The following is a 15,563-nucleotide window of genomic DNA, read 5'->3' as shown; positions in this document are numbered from 1 at the left end:
CTTCCCGTACAGGAACCGGAAGAGGGCGAGCTGCAACTCCACCCAGTCCAGGCCGGTGGGCTCGGGGTAGCCGTGCCGAACGAGCACGTCCGCCACGTCGATGGACAGCCCCCGGGTGAACCGGGCGTCGTCCTCGGGCGCGGGGTTGAGGGGATAGGCGCGGGCGCTCACGCCGCACCGACCGGCTGCACCACGTCGGTGCGGTTGCTCAGGTCCCGGCGGGCCGCCAGGACCCGCCGGCGGGCCCGGCGGATACGCCGAATGTCCAGCTCACTGGCCGGCCGGTCCAGGACCATGATCTGCGCGTCCAGCAGGTCGACCTCCGCCAGGATCAGCGGCATCTCGTGCTCGATCGCGTCCAGCTCGGCGGCGGTCGGCTCGAAGTCGAGCGACGCCGCCGTAACGGTGCTCTGAAGTGCTCCGATGGTCTGCATGGGTCGTTTTCTCCTTGCGGTGGGACGGCCCGAAAGGGCACCCCCGGAGTGGCGACTCCGGGGGTGCTGGCCGTTTGGGTGGAGGCCACCTGGGCGGGTGGCAGTGCCCCGGGCCCGATTCGGTCGGGCGCCCTCGCGGCGTGAATGCCGGGGCTGAGGATTCGGTTCTCGTGTTCGCGCGGCGCCGCTCGATCCGGGGAGATCCGAAGTCCCGGACGTCTGAGGGGGCGGCTTCAAGGTGTGCCGCGCAGTTCTTTCGAGTCGGTGGCGTGTCCCCCGTCTGGGGTGTCGGGCCCCGGTGTGACGGGGGCCCTTTCTCGGCCGACTGGTCTCCACTCGCCTCGGCCGGAACGGTCACGGCCGTCTTACTGCGGTGGATCACGCTGTTCAGTTCTCAAGCACCTGTCGCTTCCATCGAGCCGACCCGCCTAATGCGGAGCCCTCCGGGCGTGAGGTACATGTAGTACTTGTTCCTTAGGATGGGGCGGATGGTTCGCGGAGTCAAGTCCTTCGATTTCTTCGACTTCGCGGGTACGCCCCGCTGAGGCACTTAAAGCGTGGCCTGATCAGGCACGACGGTGAACTTCACGCTGACACAACTTCAGGACGTTTCGGCTACGGTGAAGTCGTCCCAAGTCGTCCCTCAGGGGGAGTGCACGGCATGGCCAATGAGCGCTTGCGCGGCGCGATCGTCGAGAGCGGGATGACGCTGGATCAGGTCGCGGAGCGACTGGGTGTGTCGGCGAAGACCGTGGAGCGCTGGGTCAACGAGCCCAAGCGGCAGCCATACCGCCGGTACAAGTACGCGACGTCATCCCTTCTCGGGCGGGAGGTGTCCTACCTCTGGCCGGAGGCGAGGACGTCGGCGGAGGTGACTGAGGCAGGCAGCGCCGAGTTGGTCCAGCTCTACCCGCACCGCTCTGTCGTGCCGAATCGGCTGTGGCCTCAGCTCTACGCTGGCGCGACGCGGCACTTCGACGTGCTGGTCTACTCGGGCTTCTGGCTCACCGAGGACGCTGCGTTCCACCAAGTGGTGAAGGAGAAGTCGGCCGATGGCCTACGCATCCGGTTCATGCTCGGCGACCCTGACTCGGCCGCAGTCGCCGTGCGCGGCGAGGACGAGGGCATCGGCGGTGCGATGGCGAGCAAGATTCGCAATGCGCTGGTGAACTACGCGCCGCTGTTCGGGCTTCCGGGGGTGGAGTTCCGGTTGCACTCCACCACGCTCTACAACTCGATCTATCGTGCCGATGACGTGATGCTGGCGAACGGGCACCTGTACGGCGTAGGCGCCTACATGGCGCCGGTCCTGCACATCCAGCGCGTCCCCGGAGGGGAGCTGTTCGACGCGTACGCGGAGAGCGTCGAACGCGTCTGGGAGAGCGCCCGACCCATCTCTTCGCCCACCGACCTGCGAGGATCGGACGCATGAGTCGGACCGACTACTTCCGCGACCCCAAGGCGCCCAAGGCCAACTCGGTGGTTCCTTCCGTGACGGTCGTGGTTCGCAACGACCACGGGCACCTTCTGCTGATCCACAAGACGGACAACGACCTGTGGGCACTTCCCGGCGGCGGACACGACATCGGCGAGCGGATCGGCGATACGGCCGTACGCGAGGTGGAGGAGGAAACCGGGATTCGCGTCGAGGTCGACAACATCGTCGGGCTCTACACCGACCCGGAGCACGTCCTCGCCTACGACGACGGCGAGGTACGGCAGCAGTTCTCCATCTGCTTCCGGGCGCACCCTGTCGGGGGTGCTCTGCGGACCAGCAGCGAATCGAAGGAGGTCCGCTGGGTGGACCCGGCGGACCTCGACGACCTGGACATTCACCCGTCCATGCGGCTCCGTATCGCGCACGGCTTGGACGAGCGCCGGCGGCAGCCCTATCTCGGCTGAGCGTCTGCGGCGGCGGCAGCCATCCGGAGCTCTACGCGCTCGTTCGCGGCGTAGATCTCCGGTGCCGCCCGCTGGATGAAACGGCCCACGATCGTGTCCGGCCCGTACCGCTGCACGATCTCGTCCAGCCGGGCCGCCAGCGTGGTGTGCTCGCCGTCCGGGGTGGTCGTCATGTCCGAGACGATGAGCGCGTCCACGAGCTCCGGCCGCTCCAGCTCGAACTCGGTCTCCAGCTCATGCCGAAGCCCCCGCTCCTCGGCCTCCAGGAGCGCGCAGGAGTGATGGGCCACGAGCCGCACGACCCGCTCGTCGGCACTCTCCTGGTCACGGAGGAACCGGGCGCCGTCGAGCGGGTGGAAGCCGGTGGTGGCAATGGAGGGGGAGTAACCGACGTCGTGCAGGACGGCGGCGGCCTCCAGAAGTTCGGCATCGCAGCCGAGAATCGGGCTCAGGGTTCGGGCTCGCTTGGCGACTCCGAGGGAGTGGGCCCAGCGGCGCGGAAGCGGTTCGGACAACATCGATTCGGAGAGCGAGTACGCCCAGTCGGTCAGCCCCATGGATGCCAAGGCTAGGTCTTCTCCTTGTTGGTCGGGAGGGCGCGCACGGTGCGGCCCTTGCCGTGCACGGTTGCGAGCAGGCCGGTTCCCTCCATCTGAGCGAGGGCGTGCCGGACTGCCGTACGGGAGGCGCCGAAGCGCTCGCACAACTTCGACTCCGACGGGTAGGCGTCGCCTACCGCCAGCGCCTCGTCCGCGATCAGATCGGTCATGCGGTCGATGAGCGGCCTGATGGGCTTACTGGACACGCGCCAGCCAGCGCCGGGGACGGAGGTGACGAGCTTCTCGGCCTCCAGCGTCTTGAGAGCGCGCCGGATCGTGTTGCGGGAGACGTCGTGCGTCCGCATGAGAGCGGCCTCGGACGGGAGCGCATCTCCGTCCGGCGCCTTCTCGATGTGCTTTCGCAGCACATCGGCGATGAGCAGATAGGTTCCGCGCGGGCTTGCCTCCGGCACGGCACCTCCTTCCAGAAGCGATGACTGTTGCCAGGGTCGCACGTGGCAGCGTGAGACCGGGCGGGCCGGTCGGGGGGACGCCGTGTGGGCCATTTCCGGGCTTCATGGGCCATGTGCGGGCCAAGACGCACGCGCGGCGTCCGTGAGCCAGGAAAGACGCAGGTGGGAGCGGGTGTGGCCGCCTGTCGCCGATCGGCAGCGCGCTACGCCGCACGCACGCGCGCCCGCCCAGCCGGGGCTACTACCCCCGTCTGAGATCGGCTTTCGCAGCCCGATGTCAGTGCGCGTAGCTACTGTTCGGGAGTGAATGAACTCTTGAGCGAGGTGCTCGACCTCCAAAAGGTGTGGCAGGCGAAGAACACCAAGGAGATGCAGCGCCGGGGCGTCGTCGTCCGTACTGAGATCCGCGACTGGCTGCGCCAGCATGCCGAGGCTCTCGCCGTGGCCCTGGGAGTACCCCTCGACGACGTCGGGGTCGAGGGCAAGGACGGGGCCGGCCAGAGGTCTGAAGTCGCGTGGACCCGCGTCTACTCGAAGAGCAGGACTCCGAGTGCGACCGACGGCTGGTACATCGTTTATCTGTTCAGCGGCGACGGGCAACGCGTCTACCTCTCGCTCATGCAAGGCACAACCGAGTGGATCGCTGGCGAGCTTAAGCCCCGTGAGCCCGTCGCTCTTAAGAAGCGGATCGATTGGGCCCGCCCGCTCATCGAGCACGTTGCCAGCGAGCGCACTGACTTGCTGACGGAGATCTGTCTCAACGCCCGGACGAAACTTGGCAAAGGCTACGAACCCGGGACCGTCCTGGCCATCGAGTACCGACGCGATGCCATCCCCAACTCGGACGCCCTTAGCCAGGATCTGCTCTTCATGGCACGACTCCTGGGCCCCTTGTACAAGGCGGCGGACGACACAGCCCACATTCCCGGCGATCTGCCGGTAGAAGTCCGAGAAGCAACACAGAGCGCGGCGGCAGCAGCGAATCGCAGAAGCGCCCGCAAGGGCGGTCAAGGGTTCCTCTTGACCGCCCTTGAGCGCAAGGCCATCGAGGACCGCAGTGTCCTGCTCGCCACGGAGCACTTCAAAGCCCAGGGATGGACCGTGAAGGACGTCGGCGCCCACAAGCCGTACGACCTGCACCTGACACGGGGAGACGAGAAGCTTCACGTAGAGGTGAAGGGGACAACGTCGGATGGTAGCCAGATCATCCTGACGCGGGCCGAAGTCGAATGGCAGCGCAGGTTCGCGCCGGACAATGCCCTGGTAATCGTCCACTCCATCGAACTGGATCGATCCGTCGAACCTGTGACGGCGAGCGGTGGAGTCCTTAACTGCACCTCGCCATGGACCATCGAGGAGGAGACTCTGACCGTCATCTCCTACATCCACCGAACGGGTCTGTGAGATGGAAGCGGAAGCGTTCCTGTGGTGGTGAACGTTCTCGCCCAGGTGGGTGAGCGGGGCTCGCTGCAACAAGTGGGATGCGCCACCGAGCGTTGCTACGCCCTTCTGCACCCCGTACCGGACGACGAACCGGGCTAGCTCGCCAGCTTCCGCAGTACGCCCGATGGTGTCCACCGCGCCCGACACGACGACACTGCCCGCCATGAACTGCATCGGAGCGACCAGCCCGATCTTCCAAGATGCGCCTTCACAACTCAAGCGCTCCTATGATCGGTTCACGCGATCAAAGCGGAGTCGTAGTGGGGGGGCCATGACACAGCCAACATCTGAAAGGGCGATCGAGAGACTTCTCGGTCATGACAGGGAGATCCTCGATCTTCGACATGACATCCGTAAAGCCCGCCTTAAGAGGCTCTTATTGGTTTCGACCTACTCCTCCGCACCCGCAATGCTGTTGCTCCTCTTCATTGGGAACATCGCGACATGGGGCCGCATCGACCTTGCCCGCGTCAACCTGGCGTGCATCCCGCTTCTCGTCGCTCTCTTGGTCCTGTGCATGATCGTCCGCGAGAAGAGCACCGAGCATGTCGGCATACATGTGGTCCTTTTGGACACTTGGGCGTCGGGGTACGCGGCGACGAAGAAGATCGACCTCGAGTTGGCCATAGAGCGAAGGCGCTTTTCCGCCGTATCTACCAACCTACCAACAGAGACCCGCCGCCACATATACCGAGAGACCGTGCCAGGGGCCGTCGAGCAGTACCGCTCCGACGGACTTCGCTACAGGCGGGTTCACAACCTCTTCCAAAGCGTCATCATCATAGGCTCGCTGGCGACGTCGACGGCCGCGAGCCTCGCGGAAACTCCGGCGCCCTACAAGTGGATCACCGTTGGCACTAGCTTCTCAGTTGGCCTCGCGGCCGGCTTCACCGGCTACTTCAAGTTCCGCGAGCGCAGCTTCTACCTCCAGCAGACTGCCGACGCCATCGAGGAGGAGTACGACGCCGTCAACCTGAAGGTGGGCCGGTACAAGGGCAGCACAGACGACGCAGCGGCTCTGCTGGAGTTCACAGAACGCGTGGAGACCCTCAAGAACGACCAGCGCAAGCGCCAACAGCAACTCGACCAGCCGACAGAGACGCCCGAGGGCTGACGTCGTTGTCCTGATCATTGTCCAGTTCGCTGATGGACGTCACGGTTCACCGTCGTACACGCACACCATCCGACCAGCAGCGCGAACGCCCATGAACGGCGCCATACAGTCATGCGCACAGTTGGAAAGCGTGTTGGGGGCAACCCCTCACGAGTTCGAATCTCGTATCCTCCGCCATTGCTCTCACCGGGCAATACGTCGAAGGGCCCCGCAGCTTGCTGCGGGGCCCTTCGACGTATTGCCCTTGGCCTCCGTCGCGCTGATCGTCGTACAGCGCCATCGAGCCCCTGCCTCCGTGACGAGCGAAGTCGACACGGCACGCTACGCCGACAACCTCGCCGCGCAGCCCCCGCACACGTCGGGGCCGGCTCCGCCAAGAGCCGTCCGCGACGGTCGGCCCAGCAGACGGAAAGCGAAACGTCGTCATAGCGAAAGAGCTGTCGGCTGTTCGCAGTTGCGGCTACACGGTACGAGCGTGGCCAAGTGGTGCGGGCCACCGCTTCGCGACGCTCGGGGCCGAGTGAGGGATCATAGGGGGCGTTGTCACCCGGGTTGAGATCCAGAGCACCGCGGTATCGGACTGAATGCGCTAGTAGTCAACAGATGGGCGATATGCCGGTATTTGGCAAAGTAGGTAAAAACCGCCGCCCGGCGGGATAACGCCGCTGGTCAGCTCCTGTGGTCCCCGCGCACGCGGGGGTGGTCCCGACGAAGCCCGACGCCTGGCCGGCCGCCTCGCGTGGTCCCCGCGCACGCGGGGGTGGTCCCCAGATCCGCGCCGTCCGCTGATGCGGCACGGCGTGGTCCCCGCGCACGCGGGGGTGGTCCCGCGAGCCACCACAGCTCGATCACGTCGACGAGGTGGTCCCCGCGCACGCGGGGGTGGTCCCCAGAGGGAGGCAGTGGGCGCGGCCGTGCTGGGGTGGTCCCCGCGCACGCGGGGGTGGTCCCCTGAAAGTCGCTCGACCTGCTCGACCCCGGTCGTGGTCCCCGCGCACGCGGGGGTGGTCCCCCGCAGGGCTGCCGCGCCAGCGTGGTTGAACGGTGGTCCCCGCGCACGCGGGGGTGGTCCCTACCCGCACTACCGAGGTCGCGGGCAGTGCGGGTGGTCCCCGCGCACGCGGGGGTGGTCCCGCGATGACTCGGCGGTCCTGGTACACCCGGACGTGGTCCCCGCGCACGCGGGGGTGGTCCCTGCGGCGCAGGCCGCTGATGGGTGGATGGGAAGTGGTCCCCGCGCACGCGGGGGTGGTCCCCGTGGGACGTCGCGACCCGGCAGGGCTTCGTGGTGGTCCCCGCGCACGCGGGGGTGGTCCCTACACAGCCACGAGCCGTGTACGCCACCGTGAGTGGTCCCCGCGCACGCGGTGGTGGTCCCGGTCTCCACAGCTACATGGCGGGCCACGAAGAGTGGTCCCCGCGCATGCGGGGGTGGTCCCTGGGTGCCGGTGTTCAGGCCTCGGTTGCTGATGTGGTCCCCGCGCATGCGGGGGTGGTCCCCGCAGCCCGGCCCCGCCCTCTACGCCACCGCCGTGGTCCCCGCGCATGCGGGGGTGGTCCCCGCCGGTGCGCCCCTCCTCCCACCCGACCAAGGTGGTCCCCGCGCATGCGGGGGTGGTCCCCGAGTGACCGGCGCGTAAGCCGCCCGGGTCTCGTGGTCCCCGCGCATGCGGGGGTGGTCCCCTCGCCCTGCTGGCGTTCCTCGCGGCCGTCATGTGGTCTCCGCGCATGCGGGGGTGGTCCCTGGCGCACATCGAGCCGGGGCACGCGGTGCTGGTGGTCCCCGCACATGCGGGGGTGGTCCCACACTGTCGAGCGCCTGGGAGGTCCAGCGTGAGTGGTCCCCGCGCATGCGGGGGTGGTCCCGGGGCACCAGCCGCAGATCCGCTTGGCGTCGGGTGGTCCCCGCGCATGCGGGGGTGGTCCCATCACCGTCCCGGACCGGCCGTCCCTCGCTCTGTGGTCCCCGGGTCCTAGCCGCCCGACGGAACCTGACCAAGTGGTCCCCGCGCATGCGGGGGTGGTCCCGCGGTCATCTCCGTGACGTCGAAGCCCTGGTCGTGGTCCCCGCACATGCGGGGGTGGTCCCGACAGCATCACGGCCGCCGCCCGCAGGCTGTTGTGGTCCCCCGCGCACGCGGGGGTGGTCCCGCCTCGCCCAGCCGCTCCCAGTGCTCCATGGTGTGGTCCCCGCGCACGCGTGTGGTCCCCGCGCACGCGGGGGTGGTCCCGTCTCCGGGCCGCGGCGTTGTCGCCCGGCGAGGTGGTCCCCGCGCATGCGGGGGTGGTCCCCCGCCCCCGCATCTTCTGGCCCCAGACGGTCGGGGCCCTCGCGGCTCTGGTGGCGTCGGCTGGCGTGGTCGGGAGTGGGTGGTGGAGGGGTTGTGCGGGTGTTCGGGGCGGGGGCGTTGGGCGGGAGGGGCGAGTGGGGGTTGGGGCTGGAGGGGAGTCGGTGGCTCTTTATGTGGCTAGGCATGGCGAACCGTGGCGATTGGTCGGGGTCGGGCCGTCGGGTTCGGTGTGCGCTGTAAGTTGCCAGGAGTTCGGCTCTGTCTCGCCCTGGCGCCCCGCTCGCCTTGGGTCGGGGTCCGGCCGGGTCGGTGGTTCGGCCCGGGCGGGAGTGATGAGAGACAGGAGCCGGAAGGATGGGGCGACCCAAGGGAAGGACACGGCGCCGACGTCGACGGAGGGACTGGGTCGAGTTGGCGGTCGTGGCCCTCGGTGCGGTCACTGCCATCGCGGGGTGTGTCGAGCGGTTCACGCACTGAATCGGTGACGTGACCCCCGGCCGGTGTGGACGGGCATAAGTGAGCCCGGCCGTGTCGTAGTCGGCCGGGCTCACACGGCCCCGCGCGCGAGGCCTGGCTCCGGTGGACGCCGGAGTCGGGCCTTCGTGGTTCGCGCGGGAGTCTCGAAAACAACGCACTGCGATGCTACAACCGCCCAACCCGCCCCAGACGCTCCTCAACCACGTTTCCGCAGGTCAGAGGGGTGGCGCGGAGGTCTTGCGCGGGCTGGCGGCGGCCAGCGGATCCGACGGGGTCGTCGGCGTTTTCGCAGGTCAGCGCAGTATGCGGGTGGCGGGAAAGTGCGGCGGGGGGTAGCGAAGGGTGGCGAAGCCTACGCCCCTGAGACAGGGCCCTGTAGAACCCGGTCCCGCGGGCCCTTCCGCTCCCCCTTCCGGCCTGTTGGTCGGGGCGTCGTCGGGCGTCGTACGCGGTCGTGTCCGTCGCTCCTGCCGGCGTGGGGCGCACAAGGACGCCGACCCGGGCGCAGACGGCCCGTCACGCCTCCCCTCAGCCTCGAAACAGCCGGAATCCATGATTCCTTCACGCGGGGTTCACCCGGCCGCTACCGTGCTTCTCGTGTGCAGCGGGTGGCGCTGTGTCACGGGGCAGGATGCTGCCGCTGCCAGGGGGTGCCCGGATGCGGCCGCGTATCCGGGGGGATCGCGATGCGGGAGTTGACCAAGGGTGCCAATGTCGGGCTGGCGGAGCTGAGTGACGATGCCGGGGCGGTCGTCGCGAGTCTGAGCTGGAGCAGCTCGGCGGGGGACGGAGACGCCGATGTGTCGGTGCTGTTGCTCGATGCGGACGGCAAGGTCCGTTCGGACGCCGACTTCTTCTTCTACAACAATCCGGCCGCCGCCGACGGCAGCGTGCAGCTCCTGGGCAAGACGCCCACCGCCAGTGGCAGCGAGGACCGGATCAGCCTTGATCTGCCCGCCGTTCCGGACGACGTCGACCGTCTCGTCGTCGCCGCCAGCCGCTACGGCGGTGCGCACTTCGGGGAGTTGGACGATCTCCGTATGACCGTCGCCGACCGCACCGGGGAGCTGCTGCTCGGGTTCTCCATTCCCGAAGCCGGGGAGGAGAGTGCGTTTCTGTTCGGCGAGTTGTACCGGCGCGGCGCCGAGTGGAAGTACCGCGCCATCGGACAGGGATACGCCACCGGGCTGGCCGGCCTCGCCACCGACTTCGGCATCGATGTCGACGACGAAGGGGAAGGGGAAGGGGAAGGGCAAGGGGAGGGGGAGGGTGGGGAGGGAGAGAGTGCTGGTGTCGGTCTGCCCTCGCCCCGTGTCGAGTCGGTCCTCCCCGTACCCGTCGCCCCGGTGGCTTCCCCGCAGCCCTCGCCCGTCGCCCCCGTCACCGGGCCGTCCACCACGTCAGCCCCCGCCCCCGCCCCGACCAAGCGGGTGCGAGGGCCGCGTACCGCGAAGAAGAAGGTGACGCTTCCGGCCGTCGTCACGAAGTCCCTGGCCGAGAACGACTCCTGGCACGGGGCGCGGCTCTTTCCCGCGCCGTCGCTCAAGAGCGACAAGGAGCGGGAGGTGCGGGCCACGTCGGTGCTGTTGTCGGTCATGGCGCAGGTGCCGGAGTTCGGGCGGCGGCTGACCGCCGGGTTCGGGGCGCCGGCCGGGCGGATGCAGACGTTCACGGAGGTGTCGCTCCCGCACGGGGAGACGCCGAAGCGGCCCGACGGCGTCATCCGGGTCGAGCGGGCGGGGAAGCTCTGGACCGCGCTGGTCGAGACGAAGACCAACGGCAACGCCCTCCGTTCCGAGCAGGTGCAGAACTACATGGACATCGCGGCGCGGCGCGGGTACGAAGCCGTGATCACCCTGTCCAACGACGTCGCCCTCGAAGGCAGCCCCCTCGTGGACGTCAAGATCGACGGCCGGCGCAAGCACAAGGTCGCGTTGCGGCACCTGTCGTGGGCCGAGGTGACCCACCAGGCGCACATGCTGATCCGGCACGAGGGCGTCGGCAACGCGGCCCACGCGTGGCTGCTCCAGGAGTTGCTGCACTACCTCCAGCACGAGAACTCCGGCTGCCACGGGTTCCAGAACATGGGGCCCTCCTGGGTGCCCGTCCGCAACGGCATCGACGCCGAGACCCTCTGCCAGGGCGACGAGCGCGCGGTCGAGGTGGTCGAGAACTGGGAGCGGCTGATCCGCCAGGTCTGCCTGCGGCTCGGCGGCGAACTGGGCGAGAAGGCGCTCCCCGTCCAGCGGGCCAGGCGCGGCACCACCCCCCAGTCGCGGCGGGCGGCACTCGCCGACCGGCTCTGCGAGGAGGGGCGGCTCACCGCGGAGCTGCGCGTCGAGGGGTCGCCTGGCATCACCCACGTCGTCGCCGACCTGCGCACCGGAAAGCTCCGCACCTCCATGGAGATCCCCCCGCCGGACGGGGCCTACCCCCTCGTCACGGCCAAGCGGCTGCTCCGCCAGTTGGCCGAGGCGCCCGCCGATCTCCACGTCGAGACCCTCCTCGACGGCCCCGGCGGGCCCCGGGGCACCCTGGAGAAGCTCCGCCCGGAGCCGGGCGACCTGCTTCCCCGGGACGGCGGCCCCATCACCGGCTTCCGGCTCTCCCTCTTCAAGGGGATGGGCGCCTCGCGCGGCAACGCCGAATCCGGGTTCATCCGCAGCGTCGACGACGCCGTCGGGCGGTTCCACTCCCATGTCGTGGCCCATCTGCCGCGGAGCGGCCGCTGATCGCGCCTGCCGCGCCGTTCCCGGACACCGGCGGTTCTCGTACGCCGCCGGGGCTTCTTGGACGCCGCCGGGTTCCTTGGGCGCCGCTGGTTCTTGGACCCCGCCGGTTTCTTGGACGCCGCCGGTTCCTGCGATGTTCGTCATTCGGGCCGTCGACAAGGGGGAGATGACGAGGGGGGTACAGGAGGGCGGTGAAGGGTGAGGCGTACGGACACGCGGGACCCGGCGCGCGCCCATGCCGGGCAAACGGCTGCAAACCACCGCATCAGCGGTGATTTCACTGGCCGCCGCACCTCCGGCTCGCAATCATCTGGTCCATGACCGACAGCAAGCAGGGCCGAGACATCACGCTCCGGATCGCCCAGGAGCCGGAGGCGGACGCACTCCTCGCACGCAGTCCGCTGGCCGCCCTCGTGGGCATGCTGCTGGACCAGCAGGTGCCGATGGAGTGGGCGTTCGCCGGGCCGCACGCGCTGGCGCAGCGGATGGGCGGGGACGATCTGGACGCGCACGAGATCGCGACGTACGACCCCGAGGCGTTCGTCGAGCTCTTCACCGCCAAGCCCGCCCTGCACCGCTATCCGGGCTCGATGGCCAAACGGGTGCAGCAGCTGTGCCAGTACCTCGTGGCGCAGTACGACGGGGTGGCCGAGGCCGTCTGGACGGGCGCCACCAGCGGGGCCGACCTGCGCAAACGCCTCAACGCCCTGCCCGGTTTCGGCACCCAGAAGGCGCAGATCTTCCTGGCGCTGCTGGGCAAGCAGTTCGGCGTCCGGCCGCCCGGCTGGCGCGAGGCGGCCGGACCGTACGGTGAGGAGGGCGCCCGCCGCTCGGTCGCCGACATCACCGGGCCCGAGTCCCTCACGGAGGTCCGCGCCTTCAAGCAGGAGGCCAAGCGGGCCGCGAAGGCCGCCAAGGCCGCCGCGAAGGGACGCTGAGCGCTCCCCCGGGGCCGGCCCGGCCGCGGAGACCGGGTCGGGAGGTCGTGCGGGGTTCTGAGGGTGCCAATTCCGTCATGCATGCGTTTGCGGCTTCTGTACCGCGTCCGGGGCGGGCGCGCAGTCACCCTCCATGGCTGCGCCCGGGGGGTCCCGGCCGGTAGGCTTTCCGTGTGATCTTCAAGCGCATCGGAAATGGGAAGCCTTATCCCGACCACGGCCGGGAAAGCACCCGGCAGTGGGCGGATGTCGCGCCGCGCCCGGTCCGCCTCGACCAGCTCGTGACCACCAAGGGCCAGCTGGACCTCGAAACGCTGCTCGCCGAGGACTCGACGTTCTACGGCGACCTCTTCGCGCACGTCGTGAAGTGGCAGGGCGATCTCTATCTGGAGGACGGGCTGCACCGGGCGGTCCGCGCCGCGCTCCAGCAGCGCCAGGTGCTCCACGCCCGCGTGCTCGAACTCGGCTGAGACCCCGCGCCGGTGTGTTCGACCCGCACGGGGTTCGTTCGGGTGCTTTCGCACTCGGAAGGGTGCGAGCGGCCCATCATTAAATAGGCATCATCACCGGGTCGCACTACGCTGCGCCCATGAGCATGCTCACTCCCCCCGGCATGGGCGGAAAGTACCGCATCACGGGTGACACGTATCCCCGCATGCGGCGCCCCCGCCGTCGCAGCAGGCTGATCGTCGCGGCCGCCGCCTCCGTGCTCGCCCTCGGGCTGGTCGGCTGGGGCTCGCTGCAGCTCATCGACGTCTTCACGGGCGGCGACAAGCAGGCCAGCGCCGCCGACCGCACGACCGACTGCCCCTCGCCCAAGCCGTCCGCGCCCGCGAAGATCCTCCCGAAGCCCGCGAAGATCACCGTCAACGTCTACAACGCGACCCCGCGCAGCGGGCTGGCCAAGGCCGCCGCCGACGAGCTGAAGAAGCGCGGCTTCACCATCGGCAAGGTCGGCAACGCCGCCGCCGCGTACGACAAGAAGGTCCCCGGGACCGGCATCCTGCTGGGCGCGCCGGCCGCCGCCAACGGCACCTTCCCGGTGCTCGGCACGCAGCTGCCTGGGGCCCAGACCAAGACCGACGCCCGGAAGACGGCCGACGTCGACCTGATCATCGGGACTGCGTTCAAGGCGTTCAACACGCCCCAGGCGGCGGCTTCCGCGCTGACCGCCCTGACGAAGCCCGCCCCGGCGCCGTCCGGCTGCTGAACAGACAGACGCCCACGGGCCCTCCCGCGCAGCCGTCCGGCGCGCGGGAGGGCCCGTGCGAGTTCGTCCCGGCCGGCCGTCGTCCCGGTCGGCCGCGGACCTGACCAGCGGTAGCTCCGCCCGGTCTTGGTCCTGGCCGGCCGTGGCCCCGACCAGCCCTGGTCCTGGTCGGCCCTGGCCCCGGCCGGCCCTCGTCCTAGTCGACCGTTCCGTACATGCGGTCACCCGCGTCGCCGAGGCCCGGCACGATGTAGCCGTTCTCGTTCAGCCGCTCGTCGACCGAGGCCGTGACCACGGTGACCGGCGTCCCGGCCAGCTCGCGCTCCATCACCTCGACGCCCTCGGGCGCCGCGAGGAGGACGACCGCCGTGACGTCGTCGGCGCCGCGCCTGATCAGCTCCTGGATCGCCGCGACGAGCGTGCCGCCGGTGGCGAGCATCGGGTCCAGGACGTACACCTGTCGGCCGGAGAGGTCCTCGGGCATCCGGGTCGCGTACGTGGACGCCTTGAGCGTCTCCTCGTCGCGGATCATGCCCAGGAAGCCCACCTCGGCGGTCGGCAGCAGCCGGACCATGCCGTCGAGCATGCCGAGACCGGCCCGCAGGATCGGGACGACCAGGGGGCGGGGGTGCGACAGCTTCACTCCGGTGGTGGGTGTCACCGGGGTCTCGATGTCGACCTGCTCGGTGCGCACATCGCGGGTCGCCTCGTACGCGAGCAGGGTCACCAGCTCGTCGGCGAGGCGCCGGAAGGTCGGGGAATCGGTGCGCTTGTCGCGCAGGGTGGTGAGTTTGTGCGCGACCAGCGGGTGGTCGACGACGTGGATCCGCATGACCCCACAGTAACCGCGCCTCCCGTACCCGTGCGCTGGCATCAACCGTACGTTCGGGGGGAAGGTGAGGACATACGGACCCAGCCTGGGGGTGATGTGCGGATGCCGGACGGGGCGAGGCGGAAGCGGGGCGGGCGGACGAGGCCCGACGCGCCCGGTCCGCGGGAGGTCCGGGACGCGCCGGAGGCGGAGGACGAGCCGGGCCCGCAGGGCTCCGGGGACGCGCCGGAGAGCGACGCGCAGCGCCGTCGGCGGCGCGCCCAGTTCCTCCGCGAGCTCCACGAGGCCAAGGCGCTCCGCGACCGGGTCCAGCCGCGCCGGGTCAAGGCCGCCAGGATGCGTCAGGCCATGCGGATGAGGACCTTTCGCTGGTAGCCGTGGTGATCGGCCGGAAACGGCCTGGTGAGGGCCCCGGGGAGAACTGGTGGCCGACGCAACGGCGGAACTGCTCTCGCGAGGCCGTGGTTTCTGCCACGATTCCGATGGGCGGGACGCAGGGCAGCCGGACCACCGACTGCCCCCCGTCGGACCGACACACCTAGGGCCCTTCGTCCGGAGCGGGCCGGATCACAGCTCCGGCGGACCCGGCGCGATCCGGACGAGCGACCCTGAGACCAGTGGGAGAGTCACGGTGTACTTCGCCGCACTGCTCGCGCGCACCGAAGACGGGTGGGAAGCGAGCGACACGGAGCTCGACGATGTGGAAACCCTGTCCGATCTGACGGATCTGGCCCATGATGCCTCGGTGGACGAGGACACGGTGCTCGTGTTCATCGAGCAGGAGGACGCCTGGTTCGGCGTCGTCCGGGTGGACGGTGAGGAGGACCCCCGTATCTACATCTCGGACGCGTCCGCCGCCGCCCGCTCCTCGTACGGGGAGATCCTGCTCACCGATGAACTGCTCGGCCGCGAACCCGGGGCCGAGGACTCGATTGCCGCCCTCGAAGAGCTCGTCGGACTCGACGGCACGGAGGACGGCGAACCCGACACCCCCGACAACGACACCACCGACGACGAGCCGGACGACGACGCCGTGCCGACGGGTCCGCTCGGCGACACCGGGATCCTGGCGGACCTCGGTCTCGCGGAGGCGGACCTGCTGGCGCTGCGGTCGGACGCGCTGGCGGAGATCGCGGAGGCGCTGGGCGCCGCCGAGGTCCTGGAGACCGTCCGCTGAC

Annotated in this window: 14 protein-coding genes and 1 CRISPR repeat array; of the genes, 10 read left to right on the top strand and 4 right to left on the bottom strand. The window is 69.6% G+C overall.

Going from position 1 to position 15,563, the window contains the following annotated elements; all coding sequences use genetic code 11:
* Positions 1–167 precede the first annotated feature (167 nt).
* Positions 168–434, bottom strand: a complete 267-nt coding sequence (locus ACWCXC_RS30575) for a DUF6284 family protein (protein ID WP_450891135.1) — start codon at positions 432–434, stop codon at positions 168–170.
* A 661-nt stretch (positions 435–1,095) separates the two neighbouring features.
* Here ACWCXC_RS30575 and ACWCXC_RS30570 point away from each other — a divergent pair.
* Together ACWCXC_RS30570 and ACWCXC_RS30565 are read left to right on the top strand one after the other, a co-directional pair.
* Positions 1,096–1,866, top strand: coding sequence for an XRE family transcriptional regulator (locus ACWCXC_RS30570; protein WP_450891134.1), 771 nt, complete (start codon positions 1,096–1,098; stop codon positions 1,864–1,866).
* Positions 1,863–2,336, top strand: a complete 474-nt coding sequence (locus ACWCXC_RS30565) for an NUDIX hydrolase (RefSeq protein WP_450891133.1) — start codon at positions 1,863–1,865, stop codon at positions 2,334–2,336. The genes ACWCXC_RS30570 and ACWCXC_RS30565 overlap by 4 nt, the downstream gene beginning before the upstream one ends.
* Here the strand turns inward: ACWCXC_RS30565 and ACWCXC_RS30560 are convergent.
* Together ACWCXC_RS30560 and ACWCXC_RS30555 are read right to left on the bottom strand one after the other, a co-directional pair.
* Positions 2,324–2,893 carry an HD domain-containing protein gene (locus tag ACWCXC_RS30560; protein WP_450891138.1) on the bottom strand — a complete coding sequence of 190 codons (570 nt, stop codon included), beginning with the start codon at positions 2,891–2,893 and terminating at the stop codon, positions 2,324–2,326. The genes ACWCXC_RS30565 and ACWCXC_RS30560 overlap by 13 nt on opposite strands.
* Positions 2,894–2,904: 11 nt before the next feature.
* A complete protein-coding gene (locus ACWCXC_RS30555; RefSeq protein WP_450891132.1) occupies positions 2,905–3,348 on the bottom strand; it encodes a GntR family transcriptional regulator in 444 nt (147 codons plus the stop codon).
* Positions 3,349–3,651: 303 nt separating this feature from the next.
* Here ACWCXC_RS30555 and ACWCXC_RS30550 point away from each other — a divergent pair, with 303 nt between their 5' ends.
* From ACWCXC_RS30550 to ACWCXC_RS30525, 6 genes are all read left to right on the top strand, one after another.
* On the top strand, positions 3,652–4,752 hold the full coding sequence (locus ACWCXC_RS30550) for an MrcB family domain-containing protein (protein WP_450891131.1): 1,101 nt from the start codon (positions 3,652–3,654) through the stop codon (positions 4,750–4,752).
* Positions 4,753–5,062: 310 nt separating this feature from the next.
* Positions 5,063–5,905: an SLATT domain-containing protein gene (locus ACWCXC_RS30545; RefSeq protein ID WP_450891130.1), complete on the top strand. Its 843-nt coding sequence runs from the start codon at positions 5,063–5,065 to the stop codon at positions 5,903–5,905.
* A gap of 678 nt (positions 5,906–6,583) precedes the next feature.
* Positions 6,584–8,197: a CRISPR direct-repeat array (repeat unit 29 nt; unit sequence GTGGTCCCCGCGCACGCGGGGGTGGTCCC).
* Positions 8,198–9,359: 1,162 nt separating this feature from the next.
* Complete coding sequence (locus ACWCXC_RS30540) at positions 9,360–11,405, top strand: TerD family protein (RefSeq protein WP_450891129.1); 2,046 nt, start codon at positions 9,360–9,362, stop codon at positions 11,403–11,405.
* A gap of 317 nt (positions 11,406–11,722) precedes the next feature.
* On the top strand, positions 11,723–12,343 hold the full coding sequence (locus ACWCXC_RS30535; protein ID WP_450891128.1) for an HhH-GPD-type base excision DNA repair protein: 621 nt from the start codon (positions 11,723–11,725) through the stop codon (positions 12,341–12,343).
* A 173-nt stretch (positions 12,344–12,516) separates the two neighbouring features.
* Positions 12,517–12,813 (top strand): type II toxin-antitoxin system VapB family antitoxin, encoded by a 297-nt coding sequence (locus tag ACWCXC_RS30530; RefSeq protein WP_018101777.1) that lies wholly within the window; start codon positions 12,517–12,519, stop codon positions 12,811–12,813.
* A 143-nt stretch (positions 12,814–12,956) separates the two neighbouring features.
* Positions 12,957–13,553: a LytR C-terminal domain-containing protein gene (locus tag ACWCXC_RS30525; RefSeq protein ID WP_450891137.1), complete on the top strand. Its 597-nt coding sequence runs from the start codon at positions 12,957–12,959 to the stop codon at positions 13,551–13,553.
* Between the two features lie 196 nt (positions 13,554–13,749).
* On the opposite strand, the gene upp is transcribed toward ACWCXC_RS30525, so the two are convergent.
* Complete coding sequence (gene upp, locus ACWCXC_RS30520) at positions 13,750–14,385, bottom strand: uracil phosphoribosyltransferase (RefSeq protein WP_383631907.1); 636 nt, start codon at positions 14,383–14,385, stop codon at positions 13,750–13,752.
* Between the two features lie 102 nt (positions 14,386–14,487).
* Here upp and ACWCXC_RS30515 point away from each other — a divergent pair, with 102 nt between their 5' ends.
* Both ACWCXC_RS30515 and ACWCXC_RS30510 read left to right on the top strand, forming a co-directional pair.
* Positions 14,488–14,760, top strand: a complete 273-nt coding sequence (locus tag ACWCXC_RS30515; RefSeq protein ID WP_450681773.1) for a hypothetical protein — start codon at positions 14,488–14,490, stop codon at positions 14,758–14,760.
* A 256-nt stretch (positions 14,761–15,016) separates the two neighbouring features.
* Complete coding sequence (locus tag ACWCXC_RS30510; protein WP_450681772.1) at positions 15,017–15,562, top strand: tRNA adenosine deaminase-associated protein; 546 nt, start codon at positions 15,017–15,019, stop codon at positions 15,560–15,562.
* Position 15,563: the final 1 nt, after the last annotated feature.

Source organism: Streptomyces sp. NPDC001515, assembly GCF_053597115.1.
This window is presented reverse-complemented; position numbering and strand designations above follow the sequence as displayed.